At 70.6% G+C, this 23,659-nt stretch carries 18 protein-coding genes; 3 read left to right on the top strand and 15 right to left on the bottom strand.

The features are described 5' to 3' along the window. Positions 1 to 4: 4 nt before the first annotated feature. From D7231_RS04095 to D7231_RS04085, 3 genes are read left to right on the top strand one after another with little or no spacing between them, the layout of a single operon-like run. Complete coding sequence (locus D7231_RS04095) at positions 5 to 982, top strand: ABC transporter permease (protein ID WP_120753550.1); 978 nt, start codon at positions 5 to 7, stop codon at positions 980 to 982. A 10-nt stretch (positions 983 to 992) separates the two neighbouring features. Continuing rightward, positions 993 to 2,009, top strand: a complete 1,017-nt coding sequence (locus D7231_RS04090) for an ABC transporter ATP-binding protein (RefSeq protein WP_120753549.1) — start codon at positions 993 to 995, stop codon at positions 2,007 to 2,009. An 11-nt stretch (positions 2,010 to 2,020) separates the two neighbouring features. Then, positions 2,021 to 3,058 carry an ABC transporter ATP-binding protein gene (locus D7231_RS04085; RefSeq protein ID WP_120753548.1) on the top strand — a complete coding sequence of 346 codons (1,038 nt, stop codon included), beginning with the start codon at positions 2,021 to 2,023 and terminating at the stop codon, positions 3,056 to 3,058. 356 nt (positions 3,059 to 3,414) lie between these two features. Here D7231_RS04085 and D7231_RS04080 read toward each other — a convergent pair whose 3' ends face one another. The 15 genes from D7231_RS04080 to D7231_RS04010 all read right to left on the bottom strand — a co-directional run bounded on the left by D7231_RS04080 (position 3,415) and on the right by D7231_RS04010 (position 23,621). Then, positions 3,415 to 4,464, bottom strand: coding sequence for an ABC transporter ATP-binding protein (locus D7231_RS04080; protein ID WP_120753547.1), 1,050 nt, complete (start codon positions 4,462 to 4,464; stop codon positions 3,415 to 3,417). Further along, on the bottom strand, positions 4,454 to 5,485 hold the full coding sequence (locus D7231_RS04075; RefSeq protein WP_120753546.1) for an ABC transporter ATP-binding protein: 1,032 nt from the start codon (positions 5,483 to 5,485) through the stop codon (positions 4,454 to 4,456). The genes D7231_RS04080 and D7231_RS04075 overlap by 11 nt, the downstream gene beginning before the upstream one ends. A gap of 11 nt (positions 5,486 to 5,496) precedes the next feature. Continuing rightward, positions 5,497 to 6,504, bottom strand: coding sequence for an ABC transporter permease (locus tag D7231_RS04070; RefSeq protein ID WP_120753545.1), 1,008 nt, complete (start codon positions 6,502 to 6,504; stop codon positions 5,497 to 5,499). Further along, positions 6,497 to 7,420 (bottom strand): ABC transporter permease, encoded by a 924-nt coding sequence (locus D7231_RS04065; protein ID WP_120753544.1) that lies wholly within the window; start codon positions 7,418 to 7,420, stop codon positions 6,497 to 6,499. The genes D7231_RS04070 and D7231_RS04065 overlap by 8 nt, the downstream gene beginning before the upstream one ends. Positions 7,421 to 7,427: 7 nt before the next feature. Continuing rightward, positions 7,428 to 9,050, bottom strand: a complete 1,623-nt coding sequence (locus D7231_RS04060) for a peptide ABC transporter substrate-binding protein (RefSeq protein WP_120753543.1) — start codon at positions 9,048 to 9,050, stop codon at positions 7,428 to 7,430. A 172-nt stretch (positions 9,051 to 9,222) separates the two neighbouring features. Continuing rightward, positions 9,223 to 10,296, bottom strand: coding sequence for an ABC transporter ATP-binding protein (locus D7231_RS04055; RefSeq protein WP_277875542.1), 1,074 nt, complete (start codon positions 10,294 to 10,296; stop codon positions 9,223 to 9,225). After that, on the bottom strand, positions 10,289 to 11,350 hold the full coding sequence (locus tag D7231_RS04050) for an ABC transporter ATP-binding protein (RefSeq protein ID WP_120753542.1): 1,062 nt from the start codon (positions 11,348 to 11,350) through the stop codon (positions 10,289 to 10,291). Before D7231_RS04050 ends, D7231_RS04055 begins: the two co-directional genes overlap by 8 nt. Positions 11,351 to 11,363: 13 nt before the next feature. Next, entirely contained in the window at positions 11,364 to 12,296 is a 933-nt protein-coding gene (locus tag D7231_RS04045; protein WP_120753541.1) for an ABC transporter permease, read from the bottom strand. A gap of 32 nt (positions 12,297 to 12,328) precedes the next feature. After that, positions 12,329 to 13,252, bottom strand: coding sequence for an ABC transporter permease (locus D7231_RS04040; protein WP_241999560.1), 924 nt, complete (start codon positions 13,250 to 13,252; stop codon positions 12,329 to 12,331). A gap of 187 nt (positions 13,253 to 13,439) precedes the next feature. Further along, entirely contained in the window at positions 13,440 to 15,077 is a 1,638-nt protein-coding gene (locus D7231_RS04035) for a peptide ABC transporter substrate-binding protein (RefSeq protein WP_120753540.1), read from the bottom strand. 474 nt (positions 15,078 to 15,551) lie between these two features. Further along, positions 15,552 to 17,456 (bottom strand): translational GTPase TypA, encoded by a 1,905-nt coding sequence (typA, locus tag D7231_RS04030; protein ID WP_120753539.1) that lies wholly within the window; start codon positions 17,454 to 17,456, stop codon positions 15,552 to 15,554. A gap of 437 nt (positions 17,457 to 17,893) precedes the next feature. Then, positions 17,894 to 19,867: a TPM domain-containing protein gene (locus tag D7231_RS04025; RefSeq protein WP_120753538.1), complete on the bottom strand. Its 1,974-nt coding sequence runs from the start codon at positions 19,865 to 19,867 to the stop codon at positions 17,894 to 17,896. Between the two features lie 107 nt (positions 19,868 to 19,974). Beyond that, positions 19,975 to 20,739, bottom strand: a complete 765-nt coding sequence (locus D7231_RS04020; RefSeq protein ID WP_120753537.1) for a succinate dehydrogenase/fumarate reductase iron-sulfur subunit — start codon at positions 20,737 to 20,739, stop codon at positions 19,975 to 19,977. Next, a complete protein-coding gene (locus D7231_RS04015; protein ID WP_120753536.1) occupies positions 20,736 to 22,727 on the bottom strand; it encodes a fumarate reductase/succinate dehydrogenase flavoprotein subunit in 1,992 nt (663 codons plus the stop codon). The genes D7231_RS04020 and D7231_RS04015 overlap by 4 nt, the downstream gene beginning before the upstream one ends. Before the next feature lie 51 nt (positions 22,728 to 22,778). Continuing rightward, a complete protein-coding gene (locus D7231_RS04010) occupies positions 22,779 to 23,621 on the bottom strand; it encodes a hypothetical protein (RefSeq protein WP_120753535.1) in 843 nt (280 codons plus the stop codon). Between the last annotated feature and the right edge of the window lie 38 nt (positions 23,622 to 23,659).

The raw sequence follows: 23,659 nt of genomic DNA, 5'->3' as shown, positions 1-23,659 counted from the left end.
GGCCGTGCTGCGCTTCCTCGCCCGCCGCACGCTCGGCGCCCTCGTCATCATCGTGCTCATCAGCGCGATCACCTTCGCCCTCTTCTTCGCGCTGCCCTCGCAGCCGGCCCTGATGTCCTGCGGCAAGAACTGCACCCCGGACGCCCTCGCCCTGATCAACAAGAACCTGGGCCTGGACCAGCCGGTCCCCGTGCAGTACTGGCACTACATGGCGGGCATCTTCACCGGCCGCGACTTCACCGTCGGCCACTGCCCGGCGCCCTGCTTCGGCTACTCGTTCTCCAACCAGCAGCCGGTCTGGGGCACGATCGTGGACCGCTTCCCCACCACCTTGTCCATCACGGTCGGCGGCGCCGTCGTCTTCCTCGTCGTCGGCGTGGGCATCGGCATGATCGCCGCGGCCTTCCGGGGGACCTGGATCGACAAGTTCTTCAGCTCCCTGTCGCTCGTCGGCAACTCCCTCCAGATCTACTTCGTCGGCGTCATCGCCCTCGCCGTGCTCGTCAGCGGGCTGCACTGGATGGACAACCCGGCCTACTACCCGATCACCGAGAACCCCGTGAAGTGGTTCACCGGGATGCTCATCCCCTGGCTGGTGCTGTCCATCATCTTCATCGCCAACTACAGCCGGATGACGCGCTCCCAGATGATCGAACAGCTCGGCGAGGACCACGTGCGCACCGCCCGTGCCAAGGGGCTCGGGCGGCGCACGGTCTTCTTCCGCTACGCGTGGCGGGGCGCGCTCGCGCCCATCGTCACCATCTTCGGCATCGACCTCGGGTCGCTGTTCGGCGGGGCGATCATCACCGAGTTCACCTTCAGCCTGCACGGGCTGGGGCGGCTCGCGGTGTCCTCCGTGAGCGAGACCGACCTGCCCACGCTGATGGCCGTGATGCTCGTCGGCTGCACGGCGATCGTCGTCGCCAACATCGTGGTGGACGCCGCGTACGCCGTCATCGACCCGCGCGTGCGGCTCGCCTAGGGGGACTCGTGTGAACGCATTTCTCTCCGTACGGGACCTGAGCGTCCGCTTCTCCACCGAGGACGGCACCGTACGGGCCGTCGACGGCCTGTCGTTCACCCTGGAGCGCGGCCGCACGCTCGGCATCGTCGGCGAGTCCGGCTCCGGGAAGTCCGTCACCAACCTCGCCGTGCTCGGGCTGCACGACCCGCGCACCACCGAGATCCGCGGCGAGATCCTGCTGGACGGGCAGGAGATGACCGGCGCGCCCGAGTCCGTCCTGGAGAAGCTGCGCGGGAACAAGGCGGCGATGATCTTCCAGGACTCGCTCACCGCCCTCTCCCCGTACTACACGGTCGGCCGGCAGATCGCCGAGCCGTACCGCAAGCACACCGGCGCGTCCCGGCGGGAGGCGCGGCTGCGGGCCGTCGAGATGCTGCGGCGGGTCGGCATCCCGCAGCCGGAGCTGCGCGTGGACGACTACCCGCACCAGTTCTCCGGCGGGATGCGGCAGCGGGCGATGATCGCGATGGCGCTGGTCTGCGACCCCGAGCTCCTCATCGCCGACGAGCCGACCACCGCGCTCGACGTCACTGTCCAGGCGCAGATCCTCGACCTGCTGGGGGAGCTCCAGCAGGAAACGGGCGCGGCGATCATCCTCATCACGCACGATCTCGGCGTCGTTGCCGGCACGGTCGACGACCTGCTCGTGATGTACGCGGGCAGGGCCGTCGAGCAGGGGCCCGTACGGGAGGTGCTGCGGGCGCCCCGGCACCCCTACACGTGGGGGCTGCTGGGCTCCATGCCGCGGCTGGCCGCCTCCGTCGACGAGCCGCTCACGCCCATCCCGGGCACCCCGCCGAGCCTGCTCGCCCCGCCGCCGGGCTGCCCGTTCCACCCACGGTGCGGGTACGTCTCCGAGGTCGGAGGGGACCGGTGCCGCACGGAACGGCCCGGCCTGCCGCCCGGGCGGGGGGCCGCGTGCCACCTCTCCGAGGAGCGGCAGCGCAGCGTGTTCGCAGAGCAGATCCGGCCCCGGCTCGGCTGAGGAGAGACGCCATGGACGACACGAGCCCCCGGGGCGGCGAGCCGCTGCTCGTCGCGGAGAAGCTCACCAAGCACTTCCCCGTACGGGGCGGCTTTCCCATCAAACGGACCGTCGGCGCCGTACAGGCCGTCGACGGCATCGACCTGACCGTACGGGCCGGGGAGAGCTTCGGCCTCGTCGGCGAGTCCGGCTGCGGCAAGTCCACGACGGGGCGGCTGCTCACCCGGCTCCTGGAGCCGTCCGCCGGGCGGATCCTCTACCGCGGAGAGGACATCACGCGCGCGAGCCGCAAGGAGCTCGCGCCCGTCCGCTCCGAAATCCAGATGATCTTCCAGGACCCGTACGCGTCACTGAACCCCCGGCACACGGTCGGAAAGATCATCTCCGGGCCGATGGAGATCCACGGCGTCACCCCGCCGGGCGGGCGCGAGGGGCGCGTGCGCGAGCTCCTGGAGACCGTGGGCCTGAACCCCGAGCACTACAACCGCTTCCCGCACGAGTTCTCCGGCGGGCAGCGGCAGCGGATCGGGGTCGCGCGGGCCCTCGCCCTCGAACCGAAGGTCGTCGTCGCCGACGAGCCGGTGTCCGCGCTGGACGTCTCCATCCAGGCCCAGGTCGTCAACCTGCTGCAACGGCTGCAACGGGAGCTGGGAATCGCCTTCCTGTTCATCGCCCACGACCTGGCGGTCGTGCGGCACGTCTCGCACCGGGTCGCGGTCATGTACCTCGGCAGGATCGTGGAGGTCGGCACGCGGGACGACATCTACGGGCGGCCGCGGCATCCGTACACGCACGCGCTGCTGTCGGCAGTACCGGTGCTCGGGGACTGGGCGTCCCCTCGCGAAAGGATCCGGCTCACCGGCGACGTCCCCTCCCCGATCGCGCCGCCGTCGGGCTGCCGCTTCCGCACACGCTGCTGGAAGGCGCGGGACCGCTGCGCCGCGGAGGCCCCACCACTGGTACGGGCCCCCGACTCGGCCGAGGGCCACCTATCGGCCTGCCACTTCCCGGAGCCCCCGACGACGGCGGCGGCCCCTGCGGCCCGGTAGCCCCGGGCGACGCCGGACCGGCCCCAGGCCGCACGGCACCGCCGGACAGCCCGGCGGGGGCTGAGCGCCGCTGCGGCGGAGGGTTGTCGCAGGGCGACGGGGCGGGGAGAGCGCCCGGACTCCCCTTTGCCGCAGGCAAATCAACCCCGCCGCAACGGCGATCAACCACAACGGCGAACCCCGGCGCTACCGGACCGACCCCAGGCCGCACGGCACCGCCGAACAGCCCGGCAGGGGCTGAGCGCCGCCGCGGCGGAGGGGTGTCGCGGCGCGACGGGCGGGCGCCGGCGCCCGGACTCCCCCTTGCCGCGGGCAAAAATCCCGCCGCGGCGAAGGGGCGTCGTGGGCGCCCCGGGTCACTCGGTGGGCGGGACGTCCGGCGTGGCCGGACGTTCCTCCGCGTAGTGGCACGCCGACGCGTGGGCCTCCGGGCCGCCGCCCTCCAGGAACCAGTCGGGGATCTCCAGGGGCGGCACGACCCGCGCGCACTTCTCCCGCGCCTTCCAGCAGCGTGTGCGGAACCGGCACCCGGACGGCGGGTGCGCCGGCGAGGGCACGTCGCCCGTCAGGATGATCCGGTCGCGACCGGCCCGCGCCCGCGGGTCCGGGACCGGCACGGCCGAGAGCAGGGCCTGCGTGTACGGATGCGTGGCGTGCTCGTAGATCTGCGCGTCCGTGCCCGCTTCGGCGAACCGCCCGAGGTACATGACCGCGACCCGGTCCGAGATGTGCCGGACGACCGACAGGTCGTGGGCGATGAAGACGTACGCGAGGTCGAACTCGTCCTGGAGCCGCTCCAGCAGGTTGACGACCTGGGCCTGGACGGAGACGTCCAGCGCGGACACCGGCTCGTCGGCGACGATGATCTCCGGCCGGAGGGCGAGCCCCCGGGCGATGCCGATCCGCTGCCGCTGCCCGCCGGAGAACTGGTGCGGGTAGCGGTTGATGTGCTCGGGGCTGAGGCCGACGACGTCGAGGAGTTCGCGGACCTTGGCGCGCCGGTCGCCCTTGGGCGCGACCTCGGGGTGGATGTCGTACGGCTCGCCGATGATGTCGCCGACGGTCATCCGCGGGTTGAGCGAGGTGTAGGGGTCCTGGAAGACCATCTGGATGTTGCGCCGGACGGCTTTGAGCGCGCGCCCGGACAGGCGCGTGACGTCCTCGCCCTTGTACAGGATCCGCCCGGACGTCGGCCGTTCCAGGTTGACCAGCAGCTTCGCGACGGTCGACTTGCCGCACCCCGACTCCCCCACGATGCCGAGCGTCTCCCCGCGCCGCAGGTCGAAGGAGACGCCGTCGACGGCGTGCACGGCCCCGACCTGCTTCTTGAAGAGGATTCCCCGGGTGAGCGGGTAGTGCTTGACCAGGTCCCGCACCTCCAGAATGGCCTCGCCGTTACCCGGCATCGTCGAGGGTCTCCTTCCAGAAGTGGCAGGCGCTGGCCCGGCCGGGCGCGACGTCGAAGAGCGGCGGCCGGTCGGTGCGGCAGATGGCCTGGGCGCGGGGGCAGCGCGGGTTGAAGGGGCAGCCGGCGGGGATGTCGGTGAGGCTGGGCGGCAGCCCCTTGATGGCGTGGAGCTCCTTGCCCTTGTGGTCGAGGCGCGGGATGGAGCCGAGCAGGCCGGCGGTGTACGGGTGGGCGGGCGCGGCGTAGAGCGCGTGGACGGGCGCGGTCTCCACGATCCGCCCGGCGTACATGACGGCGATCCGGTCGGCGACGTCCGCGACGACGCCCAGGTCGTGGGTGATGAGGATCAGGCCCATGCGGTATTCGCGCTGGAGCTCGGCGAGGAGGTCCATGACCTGGGCCTGGACGGTGACGTCGAGCGCGGTGGTGGGCTCGTCGGCGATGACGAGGTCCGGTTCGAGCGCCAGCGCCATGGCGATCATGATGCGCTGGCGCATGCCGCCGGAGAACTGGTGCGGGTAGTCGCCGGCGCGTTCCTTCGCGGCAGGGATGCGGACGCGCTCCATCATCTGGACGGCCTTGGCCCGGGAGTCCTTGCGGGTCATGCCGTCGTGGACGGAGTACATCTCGGCGAGCTGGGCGCCCACGCTCATCACGGGGTTGAGGGCGGACAGCGCGTCCTGGAAGATCATGGAGAGTTTGGCGCCGCGGAGCCGGCGGCGCCGCTCGCCGCCCATGGTGAGCAGGTCCTCGCCGCGGAAGAGCACTTCGCCGCCGGTGACGTGGCCGGGCGGGGAGTCGAGGATGCCCATGACGGCCTGGGCGGTGACGGACTTGCCCGAGCCGGACTCGCCGAGCACGGCGAGCGTCTCCCCGGCGCGGACGCCGTAGCTGACGCCGTTGACGGCCTTGGCGACGCCGTCGCGGGTGCGGAACTCCACGTGCAGGTCGCGCACGTCCAGCAGGGGTACGTCCGGCAGGGTCACGGCGGCGGCCGCCGCCTCCTGTGCCTCGTGCATCCGCCCGCTCCTCAGCGCAGTTTGGGGTCGAGGGCGTCGCGGACCGCGTCGCCGAGCATGATGAACGCCAGCACCGTGATGCTCAGGGCGCCCGCGGGCCACAGCAGCATGTGGGGGGCGTTGCGGATCTGGGTGGAGGCGTTGGAGATGTCGATGCCCCAGGACACGGTGGGCGGTTTGAGGCCGACGCCCAGGAAGGACAGCGTGGCCTCCAGGGCGATGTACGTGCCGAGGGCGATGGTCGCGACGACGATGACGGGGGCGACGGCGTTGGGCGCGATGTGCCGCAGCAGCAGCCGGGTGTTGCCCGCGCCGAGGGCCCGCGCGGCCTGCACGTAGTCGTGCTGGCGGGCGGTGACGACGGAGCCGCGGGCGATGCGGGAGATCTGCGGCCAGCCGAGCAGCACGATGAAGCCGACGACGGGCCACAGGGAGCCGCCGGTGACGACGGAGAGGAAGACGAGGCCGCCCAGGATGATGGGGATGCCGAAGAAGACGTCGGCGATCCGGGAGAGCAGGGCGTCCCACCAGCCGCCGAAGAAGCCGGCCAGCCCGCCGAGCACGCTGCCGAGGAGGGCGGCGCCGGCGGTGGCGCAGATGCCGACGGTGATGGAGGCGCGGGCCCCGTGGACGGTGCGGGTGTAGACGTCGCAGCCCTGTGTGTCGTAGCCGAAGGGGTGGCCCGGCCGGGAGCCCTCCTGGGCCTTGGCGAGGTCGCAGGTCAGGGGGTTCCCGCCGGCGATGAGGCCGGGCCACAGGGCGATCAGCACCAGGAAGACGATGATCAGCGCGGAGATCACGAAGACGGGGTTGCGGCGCAGGTCGTGCCAGGCGTCGGACCACAGGCTGCGGGCCTTGCCGCTCGCGGTGCCGCCGGGGACGGGGCCGCCTTCGAGGGTCTCCGCGTCGCTGGTGGCCAGCGAGGAGGCGCCGCCGCCGGCGGGGGTGACGGCCGCGTCGGGGTCGCCGCCGGCGGGCGTGACGCGGCCGTCGGCGTCGGAAGGATCGGGCTCAGGCATAGCGGATCCTCGGGTCGAGCACGGCGTAGAGGAGGTCGACGAGCAGGTTCGCGAGCAGGAAGACGATGACGAGGATGGTCACGAAGCCGACGACGGTGGGCGAGTTCTGCCGCAGGATGCCCTGGTAGAGCTGGAAGCCGACGCCGTGGATGTTGAAGATCCGCTCGGTGACGATGGCGCCGCCCATGAGCGCGCCGATGTCGGTGCCGATGAAGGTGACGACGGGGATGAGGGAGTTGCGCAGCAGGTGCCGGGTGACGACGCGGCGGCGCGGCAATCCCTTGGCGACGGCCGTGCGGACGTAGTCGGCGCGGGAGTTCTCGGCGATGGAGGTGCGCGAGAGGCGGGTGACGTACGCGAGCGAGGTCAGCGCGAGGACGATGCCGGGCAGCATCAGCTCGTCGAAGGGGGCCTCGGGGGACACGGACGGGGAGACGATCCCCCACTTCACGCCGAAGAGGTATTGCAGGACGTAGCCGCTGACGAAGGTCGGGACGGAGACGACGATCAGGGTCAGCAGGAGCACGGTGGTGTCGGCGGAGCGGCCGCGGCGCAGCCCGCTGAGGACGCCGAGGGTGATGCCGAAGACGATCTCGAAGAGGATCGCGACGAGGGTGAGGCGCAGGGTGACGGGAAAGGCGTCGGCCATCAGCTCGGTGACCGGCTGGCCGTTGAAGGCGGTGCCGAAGTTGCCCGAGAGGATCTGCCCCATGTAGTGCCCGTACTGCTTCCACAGGGGCTCGTCGAGGTAGAGCTCCTGGCGGATGCGGGCGGCGGTGGCGGGGTCGGGCGCCTTGTCGCCGAAGAGGGCGGCCACGGGGTCGCCCAGGGCGTAGACCATGAAGAAGATCAGGAACGTGCTGCCGATGAACACCGGGACCATCTGGAGCAGGCGCCGGATCACGTACCGTCCCATGGACGCGTCAGCCGACCTTGATCTGCTCGTAGACGGGCACGCTGAAGGGGTTGAGCGTGACGTCGGAGACCCGTTCGGAGTAGCCGGCGCTGCCGTTCTGGTACCAGAGCGGGATGGCGGGCATCTCCCGGGCGAGGATCCGCTCCGCGTCGTGGAACTTGGCGTTGGCGGCGCTCTGGGAGCCGTCGGCGTTGGCCTCGTCGACCAGCTTGTCGAACTGCGGGTCGCTGAACTTGCCGTAGTTGGACGAGGCGTTCGTGTAGTAGAGCGGCTGGAGGAAGTTCTGGATCAGCGGGTAGTCCATCTGCCAGCCGGAGCGGAAGGGGTTGCTCAGGCGCTGCTCGGTGATCTGGTTGCGGAAGTCCGCGAAGGTGCCGACGGGGTTGACGATGCAGGCCTTGTCGTTGCCGAGGGCGGTGTTGATGCTGTTGCAGACGGCGTCCATCCACACCCGGTGGGAGCCGGTGTCGACGTTCGAGGTGAGGGTGATCCGGCCGCCGGGCAGGCCGCCGCCGTCCTGGATGAGCTTCTTGGCGGCGGCGGAGTCGAACGTGCAGGCGTCGCCGCACAGGCCGGCCTTGTAGCCGCCCTGGTCGCCGAGGGCCGGTGAGGTCCAGTCCGTGGCCGGGGTGCGGGTCTTCTGGTAGATCTGGTCGGTGATCTGCTCGCGGTTGATGGCCATGGACAGGCCCCGGCGGACCTTCTCCATGCCGTTCTTGGACCAGTTCGGGTCGTACATGGGGAAGACGAGGGTCTGGATGATGCCGGCCGGCTGGTTGATGTAGCGGTCGCCGAGGTCGGCCTTGACGTTCTTGAGCTGGGCGCTCGGGATGTCGTCGACGAGGTCGAGGTTGCCGGCCTGGAGGTCGGTGTACGCGGTGTTGTTGTCGGTGTAGACCCGCAGCTCGACGCCGGTGTTGCGGGCCTTGTCGTCGCCGGGGTAGCCGTCCCAGCGGGTGAGCTTCATCGCCGAGCCCTTGGCGTACGAGTCGATGGTGTACGGGCCGTTGCCCACCGGTTTCTTCAGCCAGTTCACGTGGTCGTCGAAGAAGGCGCGGGGCAGCGGGGCGTAGGCGGCGTAGCCGAGGGTGTCGGGCCAGGTGGAGAACTTGGTGCGCAGCCTGACCGTGAAGGTCTTGTCGTCCTTGACGGCGAGCCCGGAGAGGGTCTTGGCGGTGGCGCGCCCGCCGGACGGGTGGACCTTGTCGTAGCCGTCGACGTATTCGAAGAAGGAGGCGTTCTTCTGCTTGTTGTCGACGAGGGCCGCGTAGTTCCAGGCGTCCACGAAGGACTTGGAGGTGACCTTCTCGCCGTTGGAGAAGGTCCAGCCGTCCTTGAGGGTGACGGTGAAGTTCTGCTGGTCGGAGGTCTCGATCTTGTCGGCCAGCATGTTCTCGGCGGCGCCGCTGCGGGGGTCGTAGCGCTTGAGCCCGCGGAAGATCATCGCGAGCACCTTGCCGCCCTGGACCTCGTTGGTGTTGGCGGGCTCCAGCTGGTTCTGCGGGTCGCCCCAGGAGGCGCGGACGACACCGGAGCCGCCGCTGCCGCCCCCGCCGCACCCGGCCGTGGCCGCGGCGAGCACCGCGGACAGGGCGCAGACGGCCCACCTGGCGCGCGTGGCTCCACGCATCGAGTGCCTCCTCCGGGTCCCAAGTGTCGCTTAGGCCCAGATAACACCCGATATGGTGGCGCGCGGCGCCTCCGCGGCCCCTTCCCCGCCCGAACCACACGAAAGGGCTCCCCCGGCCTGACCGGGGGAGCCCATCCGTCCGAGCGCGGAGCACCGGCTCCGGCGGTGCCGCCTACGCGGCGCCGACCACCTGCTTCACCTCGGCGAAGTGGCACGCCGACTCGTGCGCCGCCGGGGTGTCCTTGCCCTCGAAGACCTTGGGCACGGCCAGCAGCGGCACCTCCTCGGCGCACTTGTCCTCCGCCTTCCAGCAGCGGGTGCGGAAGCGGCAGCCGGACGGCGGGTTGGCCGGGGAGGGCACGTCACCGGTGAGGATGATGCGCTCGCGGCCCTCGCGGGCCTCCGGGTCCGGCACCGGGACGGCCGACAGCAGCGCCTGGGTGTAGGGGTGCGTCGGGTGCTCGTAGATCTGGGCGTCCGTGCCGATCTCCGCCATCTTGCCCAGGTACATCACGCCGACGCGGTCGGAGATGTGCCGGACGATGGACAGGTCGTGCGCGATGAAGACGTAGGAGAGGTTGAACTCGTCCTGGAGCCGCTCCATCAGGTTGATGACCTGCGCCTGCACCGAGACGTCCAGCGCCGAGACCGGCTCGTCGCAGATGATGATCTCGGGGTTGAGCGCCAGGCCGCGGGCGATGCCGATGCGCTGGCGCTGACCGCCGGAGAACTGGTGCGGGTAGCGGTTGACGTACTCCGGGTTGAGGCCGACGACGTCCAGCAGCTCCTGGACGCGCTTGCGCCGGTCGCCCTTGGGCGCCACCTCGGGGTGGATCTCGAAGGGCTCGCCGATGATGTCGCCGACCGTCATCCGCGGGTTCAGCGAGGTGTACGGGTCCTGGAACACCATCTGGATGTTGCGGCGGACCGCCTTCAGCGCGCGCCCGGACAGCTTGGTGATGTCCTGGCCCTTGTAGAAGACCTCGCCGGAGGTGGCCGTCTCCAGGGTCATCAGCAGCTTGGCGACCGTGGACTTGCCGCAGCCGGACTCGCCGACGATGCCCAGCGTCTCGCCCTGGTAGAGGTCGAAGGAGATCCCGTCCACGGCCTTGACGGCGCCGACCTGCTTCTTCAGGATCAGGCCCTGCGTCAGCGGGAAGTGCTTGACGAGGTTGCGCACCTGGAGGATCGGCTCCCGCTGACCGGCCGCCCCGGCCTTGCCGGCCTGCTTGGTCATGTCAGCCATGGATCGTTTCCTTCCAGAAGTGGCACGCGCTGCCGCGGCCGTCGAGCTCGGTGCCGTCCTGCTCCGTCACCTGGTGCAAGGCCGGGATGTCCGCCCGGCAGACGTCCTGCGCCTTGGGGCAGCGCGGGTTGAAGGCACAGCCGGTGGGGATCCGCAGGAGGTTGGGCGGCAGGCCCTTGATCGCGTACAGCTCCTGGCCCTTGTGGTCCAGGCGCGGGATCGAGTCCAGCAGGCCGCGGGTGTACGGGTGGGCGGGGCGCTTGTAGAGCTCGTGCACGGGCGCGGTCTCCACGATCCGGCCCGCGTACATCACGGCGATCTTGTCGGCGACGTCCGCGACGACGCCCAGGTCGTGCGTGATGAGGATCAGGCCCATGTTGTACTCGCGCTGGAGCTCCGCGAGCAGGTCCATGACCTGGGCCTGGACGGTCACGTCGAGGGCCGTGGTCGGCTCGTCGGCGATGATCAGGTCCGGCTCCAGGGCCATCGCCATGGCGATCATGATGCGCTGGCGCATGCCGCCGGAGAACTGGTGCGGGTAGTCGCCCACGCGCTGCTTGGCGGCCGGGATGCGCACCCGGTCCATCAGCTCGATCGCCTTGGCCTTGGCGTCCTTCTTCGACAGGCCCTGGTGCACCCGGAACATCTCGCCGAGCTGGTTGCCGACGGAGAAGACGGGGTTGAGGGCGGAGAGCGCGTCCTGGAAGATCATCGCCATCTTCGGGCCGCGCAGCTTGCGCCGCTCGCTCTCCGGCAGCTTCAGGATGTCCTGGCCGTGGAAGAGGATCTCACCGCCGGCCACCCGGCCGGGGGGCGAGTCCAGGATGCCCATGATGGCCTGGGCGGTGACGGACTTGCCGGAGCCCGACTCGCCGAGCACGGCGAGGGTCTCGCCGGCGTCGACGCTGTAGCTCACACCGTTGACGGCCTTGGCGACGCCGTCGCGGGTCTTGAACTCGACGTGCAGGTCGCGCACTTCGAGCAGGGGTCCGGACTTCTTCGCGTCCTGCGGCGCGGAGCCGGCCGCCCCTTCGGTCTTTTCGGTCGTGGTCATCGGGACGTTCTCCTCAACGCAGCTTCGGGTCGAGGGCATCGCGCAGCCCGTCACCGACAAAGACAAATCCGAGCACCGTCAGCACGATCGCGGAGCTGGGGTACACCCACAGGAAGTCACTGACGCCGAGGGAGTCCTTACCGGCGGAGATCATGTTGCCCCACTCCGGCACCTCGGGGCTCACGCCGATGCCGAGGAAGGACAGCGAGGCCTCGGCCACGACGGCGGTGCCGACGCTGAAGGACACGTACGACATCACGGCCGCGATGGAGTTGGGCATGATGTGCCGCGTGATGATGCGGGTGGTGCTCGCGCCCAGCGCCTTCGCCGCGGTGACGTAGTCCATCTCGCGGACGGACAGGATGCTGGAGCGCAGCAGGCGGGCGACCGTGGCCCAGCTGAAGACGGCCAGCGAGACGATGACGGGCAGCACGCCGCGGCCCATCACCAGGATGATCACGATCGCGCCGATGAGCAGCGGGAAGGCGAAGAAGATGTCGGCGATGCGCATGATGACGCTGTCGACGGCCTTGCCGAAGTAGCCGGACAGGGCGCCGAGGATGCAGCCGATCACACAGGCCAGGAAGATCGAGGCCAGACCGACGATCACGGCGATGCGGCTGCCGTAGATGATGCGGGAGAACTGGTCGCGGCCCAGGGCGTCGGTGCCGAACCAGTGGTCGCCGCTGGGCTCCTGGAGCGTGTTGGCCAGGTTCTGCGCGTACGGGTCGTGGGTCGCGATCAGGGGTGCCGCGGCGGCGACGATGAAGAGCAGGGTGACCAGCACGAGGCCGACCACGGCGAGCTTGTTGGCCATGAAGCGGTGGCGGATCTCGCCCCACTGGGTGATGCGGGCCGGTGCGGGCTCGGCGGTGTTGTTCGCGGCGGCGGCGGTCGTTGCGGTCGCGGCGTCCGGCCCCTTGGCGCTCTTGGCGAGCTCAGTCATGGGTGACTCCTAGAACGGGTGTGACCTGGCGGTCAGCTGAGGCGGATCCGCGGGTCGAGCACCGCGTAGAGCAGATCGACCAGCAGGTTGAGCACGACGAAGACGGCGACGCCGTAGGTGACCACGCCGACGATGATCGGGTTGTTCCCCTGCTGGATCGAGGTGACCAGCGCGTAGCCCATGCCGTCCCAGTTGAAGATCGCCTCGGTGATGAGGGCGCCGCCGAGCAGGCCGCCGAAGGAGATGCCGATGTAGGTGACCACGGGGATGATCGAGTTGCGCATGACGTGCTTGAGGAGCACCGTGCGGCGCGGCAGGCCCTTGGCGATGGCCGTCTTGACGTAGTCCGCGCGCAGCACCTCCAGCATGGTGCCGCGCATCAGCCGCGCGACGAGGGCCGCGTCGATGATGGCCAGCGTGAACGCCGGCATGATCATCGAGTTGAACGAGCCGTCCGAAATCAGCGGGAACCAGCCGAGGTTCACGGAGAAGGTGCTCTGGAGCACCATGCCGATGACGAAGCTGGGAAAGCCGATGGCGAAGGTCGTGAGCAAGGTGACCAAGACGTCCCAGAAGGAGTATCTGAACAGGGCCGCCACCAGGCCCGCGAGGACGCCGATCACCACGTCGATGATGATCGCCGCAACGGCCAGCCGGGCGGTGTTGCCCAGCTTGGGGCCGAGCACCTCCGTCACCTGGCGCCGCTGGGTGTAGTCCTCGCCGAGGTCGCCCTTGACCAGGTTGGTCACATAGTTGCCGTACTGCACGGCAAGGGGCTTGTCCAGGCCGTAGCGCTCGCGCAGCTGCTCGACGACGGCGGGGTCACGCGCCTTGTCACCGCCGAGCGAGCCGACCGGGTCTCCCGGGAGGACGAACAGACAGGCGAAGAGGATGAGCGTCGCGCCGAAGAGGACGACCACCATCTGCCCGATCCGCCGGATCACATATTTGCCCACGATGTCTCCTTGACTTACTGCCGCCGTGGGGCGTTCGCCGTCGCCTCCCGGCACGGGGGGAAGGTGGGGAGGCGGCCGCGCACGGCCCGGCCGCGCGGGCCGGGACGTGCCGCAGGCGAAGGCCGCGGAGCCTCAAGCTCTCGCTCGGGGCTCCACGGTCTTCACGGGACTGGCTGGAGGGTGATGGTTACTTGACGCCGATCTCAGCGAGGTTCGGGTCCTCGTAGAAGTCGATCTTCACGTTGGTGAACTTCTTGGTGTTCACCAGGCGGTACTGAGTGCGCTTCCAGGTCGGGATGACGGCCTGGTCCTCGTCGATCGCGAGCTTCTCGGCCTCGTTGTAGATCTTGGCGCGCTCGGTGGCGTCCTTGGTCTGACGGGCCTTCACCAGCAGCTCGTCGAACTTCGGGTTGCTGTAACGGCCGCGGTTGTCGCCCAGCGCCTTGCCGTTGGCGTCCGGGTTGATGCCGTTGGTGGAGAGCAGGGGGGCGAAGAAGTTGTCGGCGGTCGGGTAGTCCGCGGACCACGCCTGACGCCAGATGCCCTTGGCGCCCTTCTCCTGCTGCTTCTCCAGGGCCTCCTTGAACGGCAGGCCGTTGAGCTTGACCTTCAGGCCCAGCACGTCCTCGACCTGCTTGGCGACGGCCTGCACCCACTCCTCGTGCCCGGCACCCGTGTTGTAGCCGAAGTCGAGGGTGTCGCCCGGCTTGAGGCCGGCCTTCTCCGCGTACTCCTTGGCCTTGGCCTTGTCCTGCTTGGCGCAGGAGGAGCACACGTCGGCCTTGTAGACCTCCTTGAAGTTCGGCGGGAGCAGGGCCGTGGCGGGCTCCTGGAGTCCCTGGAAGACACCCTTGGCGATCTCCGCGCGGTCGATCGCGTAGGAGATGGCCTTACGGGCGTCGGCCGAGTTCATCGGGCTGGTCTCGTTGAACGGGGAGATGTAGTTGATGCCGGCGACGTCGGCCTTGACCCACTCGCCCTGGGGCTCGTACTTCTTCTTGGCGCCCGGCATCTGCGGGACGGGCATGCGGGCCCAGTCGAACTGGCCGGACTCGAAGCCCTTGTACTCCAGGGTCACGCCGTTGGCCGGGTTGAGGATCGCCAGCTCGACCTTGTCCAGCTTGGCCTTGGTCAGGCCGTAGTCGTCGTTGCGGACGAGGGTGATCTTCTTGTTGTGCTCCCACGAACCGGACATCTTGAAGGGGCCGTTGCCGATGGGGGCGTCGTTGAACGACTTGTTGTCGCCGGCGCCGGCGACCTTCGGCATCGGGCTGAAGGCCGGGTGAGCAGTCTTCTTGTCGAACTCGAAGTCCGGAGCGGACAGCTTGACCTTGAGGGTGTAGTCACCCTCGGCGGACAGGCCGGAGAACTTGTCGCTCGAACCGCCGTTGAGCTCCTTGTAGCCGGCGATGCCGTTCATGTGGTACGCCACGTCGGAGGCGGACGCCTTGGTGGCGACGCGGGTCCAGCCGCGGATGAACGCCTCGGCGTTCACCGGCTCGCCGTTGCTGAACTTGGTGTCCTTCTTGATCTGGAAGGTCCACTCGTCACCGGCGTCGTTCGGCTTGGCGGACTCCGCCAGCTTCGGCGCGAGGGTGCCGTCGTCCTTCACGTCGTAGAGGCCCACGAACAGCTGACGCGCCACCAGCGTGCCCTCAGACTCCTGGGCGTTGATGGGGTCGATCGACTTCGGCTCGGTGATGCCGAGCCGGAAGGTCGCGCCGCCTCCCTTACCGCTGTCGTTGCTGCCGCCGCCACAGGCGGTCGCGGCCATCGCCACGACTATCGCGCCCACGACCCACTTGGCGCTCTTGGCACCGCGCATGGGTATGCCTCCTCAAGAGTCCACTTTTCACTACGAGAGAGGCGCCGGCCCCACGCTGACACCCCTGACAGCGGAGACGGAACCGGCACCTCGAGTGTGCTCGTGAGTCGGCGCTCCCCACAGCGCGTGACCCATTGACCCGAGCTCAATGAACCCAACTATTAAGTACGTCCGCCTTGTAAACCACACTTAAAGGGTCTCGCTTTGGTCACATCGAGCGCCTTCAGGAGTTCGAAAACCGGACAAAGCCAGCACAGACAGACACCCGCGAAACGGACTGTTAACACAACTTCCGGCGTTGACCGGCCGGTATTCGGACAACTTCGGCAGGCGTGCATGAATTCGGACTGACTAATTCCGGTCGTCGGGGCGGGCCCGGATACGCCGGAGGCCCGGTTGCCCCGCAGAAAAACTGCGGGGCAACCGGGCCTCTTGAGACCTTCGGAGCGCTGGGCGCTCGGCGCTAGTTAATGCTTAGCGCTTGGCGCGGGAGGCGGTGCGGCCGCGCTCCTTCTGGTCCAGGACGACCTTGCGGATGCGCACGGCCTCCGGGGTGACCTCGACGCACTCGTCGTCGCGGCAGAACTCCAGGGACTGCTCCAGCGACAGCTTGCGCGGCGGGACGATCGCCTCGAAGGAGTCGGCGGAGGAGGAGCGCATGTTGGTGAGCTTCTTCTCCTTGGTGATGTTGACGTCCATGTCGTCGGCGCGGGAGTTCTCGCCGACGATCATGCCCTCGTACACCTCGGTGCCCGGGTCGGTGAAGAGCACGCCGCGCTCCTGGAGGTTCGTCATCGCGAAGGCGGTGACGGCACCGGCGCGGTCGGCGACCAGGGAGCCGTTGTTACGGGTCTTCAGCTCGCCGAACCACGGCTCGTGGCCCTCGTGGATGGAGTGGGCGATGCCGGTGCCGCGGGTGTTCGTCAGGAACTCCGTGCGGAAGCCGATCAGACCGCGGGACGGGACGACGAACTCCATGCGGACCCAGCCGGAGCCGTGGTTGGACATGTTGTCCATGCGGCCCTTGCGGGTGCCCATGAGCTGCGTGACCGCGCCCATGTGCTCCTCGGGCACGTCGACCGTGAGGCGCTCGACGGGCTCGTGGGTCTTGCCGTCGACCTCCTTGGTGACGACCTGGGGCTTGCCGATGGTCATCTCGAAGCCCTCGCGGCGCATCTGCTCGACCAGGATGGCCAGCGCCAGCTCACCGCGGCCCTGCACCTCCCAGGCGTCGGGGCGCTCGGTGTCCAGGACGCGCAGCGAGACGTTACCGACCAGCTCGCGGTCCAGGCGGTCCTTGACCTGGCGGGCGGTGACCTTGCGGTCCTTGACCGCGGACTTGGCGTCCGCGCCCTTGCCCGTGCCGCCGCGGCCGACCAGCGGCGAGGTGTTGGTGCCGATGGTCATGGAGATCGCGGGCTCGTCGACCGTGATCAGGGGCAGCGCGACCGGGTTCTCCGGGTCGGCCAGGGTCTCGCCGATCATGATGTCGGGGATACCGGCGACCGCGCAGATGTCACCGGGGCCGGCGACCTCGGCGGGCTTGCGGGTGAGGGCCTCGGTCATCATCAGCTCGGTGATGCGGACGCTGGAGATCGAGCCGTCACGCTTGATCCACGCGACGGTCTGGCCCTTGCGCAGCTCGCCCTGCTCGACGCGGAGCAGCGCGATGCGGCCGAGGAAGTTGTCGGCGTCGAGGTTGGTGACGTGGGCCTGGAGCGGCGCGTCCTCCTCGTACGCCGGGGCCGGGACGTGCTCCAGGATCGTGGAGAAGAACGGCTCCAGGTTGGTGCTGTCCGCGGGGACGGTGCCGTCCTCCGGCTTGGTCAGCGACGCGATGCCGTCACGGCCGCAGGCGTAGACGATCGGGAACTCGATCTGGTCCTCGTCCGCGTCCAGGTCCAGGAAGAGGTCGTACGTCTCGTTGACGACCTCGTCGATGCGGGAGTCCGGGCGGTCCGTCTTGTTGATACAGAGGATGACCGGCTTCCGCTGCTGGAGCGCCTTGCGGAGCACGAAGCGGGTCTGCGGCAGCGGGCCCTCGGAGGCGTCCACCAGCAGCACGACCGCGTCCACCATCGACAGGCCGCGCTCGACCTCGCCACCGAAGTCGGCGTGGCCGGGGGTGTCGATGATGTTGATGGTGATCGGCTCGCCGCCGTCCTTGGGGTGGTACTTCACCGCCGTGTTCTTGGCGAGGATCGTGATGCCCTTCTCACGCTCCAGGTCGTTCGAGTCCATGACGCGGTCGTCGACGGACTCGAGCTGGTGCGCGGCGAAGGCGCCGGCCTGCTTGAGCATGGCGTCGACGATGGTCGTCTTGCCGTGGTCGACGTGGGCGACGATGGCGACGTTACGAATGTCGTGGCGGGTGGGCATACTTGCGGCGCTTCTCCCGGAATCGTGGATGGCGGCGCGTACGGTCCGGCACGCGCGCCCGCCGGGCAGAATCACGCCGCGGCCACTTCCATGGTACGGGCCCGAGCCGACTTCGGCTCCCGCAGGCCCGGGGCGGGGCCTCTGACCTGGGATTTCCTTGGTCCGGGAGGATGCCGGAACGACCTCCTCCGGCCCCGCGGGGACCCTCCGGGAGCCGGGCACCGCCGGGCACCGGCCACCGAGCCCCCTCCGCTCGGCGCAGCCGAAACACCCCCGCCGCAACGGCGAGGAACCCCCACCGGGGAATCCGGCGGTGCCGGACGGCCGTCCGTGGCATCCGCAGCGTCCGGCACAGCCGGAATGATCCCGCCGCCATGGCGCGCACCCCCCGCGGCGAGGGTCCGGCGGAATGCCCCGGAACGGGAACCCGTACGTGCTCAGCCGGCAGCCAGGCGGCCGCGGGTCGCGCCGCCGCCGAACGTCGCCGGCAGGAGCCCGGCCAGGATGATGCCGCCGAGGAGCGCGCCGCCCAGGGCGCGGGTGGGGGGCGGGGTGCCCGGTTCGTAGCGGGTGCCGTACGAGCCGACGTCGTGCTCGGCGAGGGCGCGGGCCTGCCGGGCCAGGGAGTCCGCGTGGCCCGTCTCGGAGCGCACGGTGCGCAGGTCACGAGCGGTGCGGGCGAGACTCAGGTGCCGCTCGGCCTCGGCGAGCCGGGTGCGGGCCCGGCACCCGACGGCGCCCCGGTGGGTCGTGACGAAGTCCCGCGCCGCGGCCACCTCCCCCCGCACCCGCCGCAGCGCCCGCTCCGTCCGCGCCCGGGCCCGGTCCTCGTGGCCGGCGCCCGGGCCGGCGTCCAGCGCGGCGGCCGTCTCCTCCACGTGCCGCAGGACGGCCCGCGGGTCGTACCGCCCGCTCTCGACCTCCCGGCGGGCGCAGGCGAGGGCCCGCGCCTGGGGGCTGCCGCGCGGGGCCCGCGCCTCCGCGTCCGCGAGGGCGACGGGCAGCCGCGCGGTGGCGCCGGTGAGCTCGTGGGCGCGGCGCAGGGCGGCGAGGGTCAGGACCCGGGCCTGGGACAGGGCGGCCTCGCCCGCGCGCAGCGAGATCGCGGCGCCGTCGCCGTCCCCGGCCGCGAGCGCCCGGCGGGCCTCGGCGAGGGCGGCCGTCGCGAAGGACAGCCGGTCGCGGGCCTCGGCGGGGTGGCGGGCCACGGCGGCGAGGGCGGTCGCGGTGCAGTGCCCCGCGAGAACACCCAGCGCGCCCTCCGCGGTGCCGACGCGCGGGGCGAGGTCCTCGGCCGCGGCCTCGGCCCGGGCGAGGAGCCCCGCCGCGTTGGCCCGCAGGCCGCGCAGCACGTCGAAGGACTCGGACTCGGCGTCGAGGCGCCGGTTGGCGCTGGTGCAGTGGGAGCAGATCTCGTCCAGCGTGCGGCGGCGGATCTCCTCGTCCTCGTAGGGCGCGTCGTCGAGGGCCTGGCGCAGCCGGAACGCGTCGGCGAGCTCCCCTTGGGCGTACGCGACGGCCTCGGCGAACGGCCGGGCCGCCTCGTCGCCCAACTGGGCTGCGGCGAAGTGGAGTTCTTCGGCACTGGTGCGGACGGCGTCGTCCGTCTCGACGAGGGCCCGGCAGGCCTCCGCTTCGAGCTCGGGCAGCGGCGTCAGCGGCCGGGCCATGCGGGCGAGCCCGGGCGGGCCGGCCGTGGCGGGCCCGCACTCCGGCGCCTGCGCGGCGCGCCGCCGGCGGGAGGCGCGCCGGGCGCACAGGTAGAGCCCGAGGAGGCAGAGCCCGCCGCCCATGGCGACGGGCGCCCACACCCGGCGGTGCCCGGGGACGAGCCCCTCGCCGCCGGGGTCGGGGCTGCCCGGGGTGATCGCGGGCGGCCGCACGGGCTGCCCCTGGAGCACGGCGCTGTAGCCGTCGGCGGCGCCGATGGCCGCCCCGGCCCAGTCGTGCTGGGCGACGGCGGGCGCGATCGCGGTGGCGGCGACGGCCTTGAGCTGGTCGGCGCGGAAGCCGGAGCGCTTGTCGGCGGAGACGGCGTACTGCCGGCCGTGGGTGGCGATGGCGAGCAGGACGTCGTGCTCGCCGAGGCCGTTGCGGTCGGCGGTGGCGTCGGCCCAGCCGCGCCCGGAGCGGCCGGAGAAGTCCCGTACGTAGGTGACGTACAGCTGCACCCGGTGGGTGGTGCGCAGGCGCTCGATCGCGGTGGTCACCTGCCCGCGCCGCTGGCCGAGCGCGCCGACGGTGTCGGTGATGCGGCCGCCCGCGTCCAGGTCGAGGGGGGTGTCCGCGCGCGAGGAGGGCGCGGGGAAGAGCGTGAGCAGCGGCAGCAGCAGGGCGCACAGCGCGAAGGGGGCGCCGGCGATGGCCCAGCCCGGCACCCCCGTCCCGTACCGCCTCGAAAGCCGCGTCACACTTGTGAGCGTATGGCGGCAATGCCCGTTCCGCTACTGGGAGCAAAGGACTCGACACGGAGCGTGTCCATGCCCCGTGGTGCGCCGTCTCGCGCCTCGCGCCCCGCTCACGCCCGGCGGCGGATCCTGCTCCCGAGCCAGACCAGCGGATCGTATTTCCGGTCCACGGCCCGCTCCTTCAGCGGGATCAGCGCATTGTCGGTGATCTTGATGTGCTCCGGGCAGACCTCCGTGCAGCACTTGGTGATGTTGCAGTAGCCGAGCCCGTGCTCCTCCTGCGCGGCCCGCTTGCGGTCGATGCCCGCCTCGGCGGCCCCGTCCAGCGGGTGCATGTCCAGCTCGGCCACGCGCATCAGGAAGCGGGGCCCGGCGAAGACCGGCTTGTTCTCCTCGTGGTCCCGCACCACGTGGCACGTGTCCTGGCACAGGAAGCACTCGATGCACTTGCGGAACTCCTGGGAGCGCCCCACGTCCTCCTGCTGCATCCGGTACTCCCCGGGCCCGACCCCGGCCGGCGGGACGAAGGAGGGGACCTCGCGCGCCTTGGCGTAGTTGAAGGACACGTCCGTCACCAGGTCCCGCACCACCGGGAACGCCCGCATCGGGGTGACCACGACCGGCTCGGCCGGGTCGAGCAGCGACATCCGCGTCATGCACATCAGGCGTGGCCGGCCGTTGATCTCCGCGCTGCACGAGCCGCACTTGCCCGCCTTGCAGTTCCAGCGCACGGCGAGATCGGCGGCCTCGGTGGCCTGGAGCCGGTGGATGATGTCGAGGACGACCTCGCCCTCGTTGACGGTCACGGTGTAGTCGACGAGGGAACCGCCGTCCGCGTCGCCCCGCCACACCTTGAAGTGGGCCTCGTAGCTCAAGAGGTCAGCTCCTCGTCCGTCAGGTACTTCACCAGCTCCTCCTTGTCGAAGAGCGCGAGCAGGTCGTCACGGATCGGCGGCATCTCGCGCCGCTCCAGGCGCACCCGGCCCAGCAGCGGGTCCGCGCCCGGCTCCGTGCTGTCCCCGTTCAGCCGGCACACGAGGTTCAGCCGGCGCCAGCGCCGGTCCATCGCCGGGTGGTCGTCGCGGGTGTGGCCGCCGCGGCTCTCGGTGCGCTCCAGCGCCGCCCGGGCCACGCACTCGCTGACCAGCAGCATGTTCCGCAGGTCGAGCGCCAGGTGCCAGCCGGGGTTGAACTGCCGGTGGCCCTCCACCCCGGCCCGCCGGGAGCGGGCCCGCAGCTCGGTCAGCCGGCGCAGCGCCTCCTCCATCTCCGGGCCCTTGCGGATGATGCCGACCAGGTCGTTCATGGCCTGCTGGAGCTCCTGGTGCAGGGCGTACGGATTCTCGGCCGGGGTGCCGGCCGCGTCGCCGGCCGGGGTCTCGCCCGGCTCCCCGGCGCGGCGCTCCCCCGCCGCCGCGGCGGCTTCGTCCTCCACCCCGAACGGCCGCAGCGCCTCCGCCTCCGCCGCCTCCAGGTCCGCCTCCGAGACGACGGGCCGGCCCGCGCCGGGGAAGGAGGAGGCGTGCTCGGCCGCGTACAGCCCGGCCCGTCGGCCGAAGACGAGCAGGTCGGAGAGGGAGTTGCCGCCCAGCCGGTTCGAGCCGTGCATGCCACCCGCGACCTCGCCCGCGGCGAACAGCCCGGGCACGCCCACCGCCGCGGCCGTGTCCGGGTCGACGTCGACGCCGCCCATCACGTAGTGGCAGGTGGGGCCGACCTCCATCGGCTCGGCCGTGATGTCGACGTCCGCCAGCTCCTTGAACTGGTGGTGCATCGACGGCAGTTTGCGCTTGATGTCCTCGGCGGGCAGGCGGGTGGAGACGTCGAGGAAGACGCCCCCGTGCGGGGAGCCGCGGCCCGCCTTGACCTCGGAGTTGATGGCGCGCGCCACCTCGTCGCGCGGGAGCAGCTCGGGCGGGCGGCGGTTGTTGTCCGGGTCCTGGTACCAGCGGTCGCCCTCGGCCTCGGACTCGGCGTACTTCTCCTTGAAGACGTCCGGGACGTAGTCGAACATGAACCGCTTGCCGTCGCTGTTGCGCAGCACGCCGCCGTCGCCGCGGACGGACTCGGTGACGAGGATGCCCTTGACGGACGGCGGCCAGACCATGCCCGTCGGGTGGAACTGCACGAACTCCATGTTGATCAGCGACGCCCCGGCGAGCAGCGCGAGGGCGTGCCCGTCGCCGGTGTACTCCCAGGAGTTCGACGTCACCTTGAAGGACTTGCCGATCCCGCCGGTGGCCAGGACCACCGAGGGCGCCTCGATGGCGAAGAAGCGGCCGGACTCGCGCGCGTAGCCGAAGACGCCCGCGACGCGGTCACCGTCCTTGAGGAGGCGGGTGACCGTGCACTCCTGGAAGACCTTGAGCCGGGACTCGTAGTCGCCGGTCTCGCGGTGGTCCTCCTGCTGGAGCGAGACGATCTTCTGCTGGAGCGTGCGGATCAGCTCCAGGCCCGTACGGTCGCCGACGTGCGCCAGCCGCGGGTACTCGTGGCCGCCGAAGTTGCGCTGCGAGATCCTGCCGTCCCGGGTGCGGTCGAAGACGGCGCCCCAGGTCTCCAGCTCCCAGACGCGGTCGGGGGCCTCGCGGGCGTGCAGCTCGGCCATCCGCCACTGGTTGAGGAACTTGCCGCCGCGCATGGTGTCGCGGAAGTGGACCTGCCAGTTGTCGCCCTCGTTGACGTTGCCCATGCTCGCGGCGATGCCGCCCTCCGCCATCACGGTGTGGGCCTTGCCGAAGAGCGACTTGCAGATCACCGCACAGCGCATGCCCCGCTCGCGGGCCTCGATGGCGGCACGCAGCCCGGCGCCGCCGGCACCGACCACGACCACGTCCCAGGCTTCTCGGGCCGTACGCGACATCAGAAAGCACCTCTCCTTTTGAGCGTGAAGGCGTGGGGTGGAACGGGCCGGCTAGAAGAACCGCGGGTCGTCGAACACGCCGCTCGCCACCAGATAGACGTAGAAGTCGGCGACCGCCACGCTGATCAGCGAGGCCCAGGCGAGCTGCATGTGGCGGGCGTTGAGCGCACTGACCCAGCCCCACATGCGGTAGCGCACGGGGTGCTTGGAGAAGGTGCGGATCCGGCCGCCGACGATGTGCCGGCACGAGTGGCAGGAGAGGGTGTACGCCCAGATCAGGGCGATGTTCGCGAGGAACACGAGGGTGCCGAGGCCCATGTGGCCCCACTCGCCGCGGGCGTTGCGGAAGCCGAGCGCCGTGTCGTACGTGAGGATGCCGGCGACGATCACCGCGAAGTAGAAGAAGTAGCGGTGGACGTTCTGGAGGATCAGCGGGAAGCGCGTCTCACCGGTGTACTTCGCGTGCGGCTCGGCGACGGCGCAGGCCGGGGGCGAGGCCCAGAAGCCGCGGTAGTACGCCTTGCGGTAGTAGTAGCAGGTCAGCCGGAAGCCCAGCGGGAAGATCAGGATCAGCAGGGCGGGCGAGAGGCCCCACCAGGCGCCGAAGACGTGCCAGTCGGCGCCGCCCTTCATCGGGACGCAGTTCTGCGCGATGCAGGGCGAGTAGAACGGGGAGACGTAGGGCGCCGCGTAGTAGTCGTCGTTGGCGAAGGCCCGCCAGGTGGAGTAGACGATGAAGGCGAACAGCCCGGCGGCGGTGACCGCGGGGGCGAGCCACCAGCGGTCGGCGCGCAGGTGGCGGGCGGGGATCGTGGCCCGGGAGGGGTGGTGGACCCCGCCCTGGGCGGGGACCCCGGCGGCGGTCGCGGATCGGGGGTCGGTACCAGTGGCCAAGAGGGACTCCGGGGAGGAGCGGAAGGGGCGGGTCGGAC

This window comes from Streptomyces klenkii (assembly GCF_003626645.1).
GTDB lineage: Bacteria > Actinomycetota > Actinomycetes > Streptomycetales > Streptomycetaceae > Streptomyces > Streptomyces klenkii.
The sequence above is the reverse complement of the archived record's forward strand: the minus strand, read 5'-3'. Positions and strand labels throughout refer to the sequence as shown.

Bases quoted from the DNA above. Each gene is read 5' to 3' on its own strand.
- D7231_RS04060 (WP_120753543.1), bottom strand. From the start codon at position 9,050: ATGCGTGGAGCCACGCGCGCCAGGTGGGCCGTCTGCGCCCTGTCCGCG.
- D7231_RS04035 (WP_120753540.1), bottom strand. From the start codon at position 15,077: ATGCGCGGTGCCAAGAGCGCCAAGTGGGTCGTGGGCGCGATAGTCGTG.
- typA (WP_120753539.1), bottom strand. From the start codon at position 17,456: ATGCCCACCCGCCACGACATTCGTAACGTCGCCATCGTCGCCCACGTC.
- D7231_RS04070 (WP_120753545.1), bottom strand. From the start codon at position 6,504: ATGCCTGAGCCCGATCCTTCCGACGCCGACGGCCGCGTCACGCCCGCC.
- D7231_RS04080 (WP_120753547.1), bottom strand. From the start codon at position 4,464: ATGCCGGGTAACGGCGAGGCCATTCTGGAGGTGCGGGACCTGGTCAAG.
- D7231_RS04015 (WP_120753536.1), bottom strand. From the start codon at position 22,727: ATGTCGCGTACGGCCCGAGAAGCCTGGGACGTGGTCGTGGTCGGTGCC.
- D7231_RS04045 (WP_120753541.1), bottom strand. From the start codon at position 12,296: ATGACTGAGCTCGCCAAGAGCGCCAAGGGGCCGGACGCCGCGACCGCA.
- D7231_RS04050 (WP_120753542.1), bottom strand. From the start codon at position 11,350: ATGACCACGACCGAAAAGACCGAAGGGGCGGCCGGCTCCGCGCCGCAG.
- D7231_RS04055 (WP_277875542.1), bottom strand. From the start codon at position 10,296: ATGGCTGACATGACCAAGCAGGCCGGCAAGGCCGGGGCGGCCGGTCAG.
- D7231_RS04065 (WP_120753544.1), bottom strand. From the start codon at position 7,420: ATGGGACGGTACGTGATCCGGCGCCTGCTCCAGATGGTCCCGGTGTTC.
- D7231_RS04075 (WP_120753546.1), bottom strand. From the start codon at position 5,485: ATGCACGAGGCACAGGAGGCGGCGGCCGCCGCCGTGACCCTGCCGGAC.
- D7231_RS04085 (WP_120753548.1), top strand. From the start codon at position 2,021: ATGGACGACACGAGCCCCCGGGGCGGCGAGCCGCTGCTCGTCGCGGAG.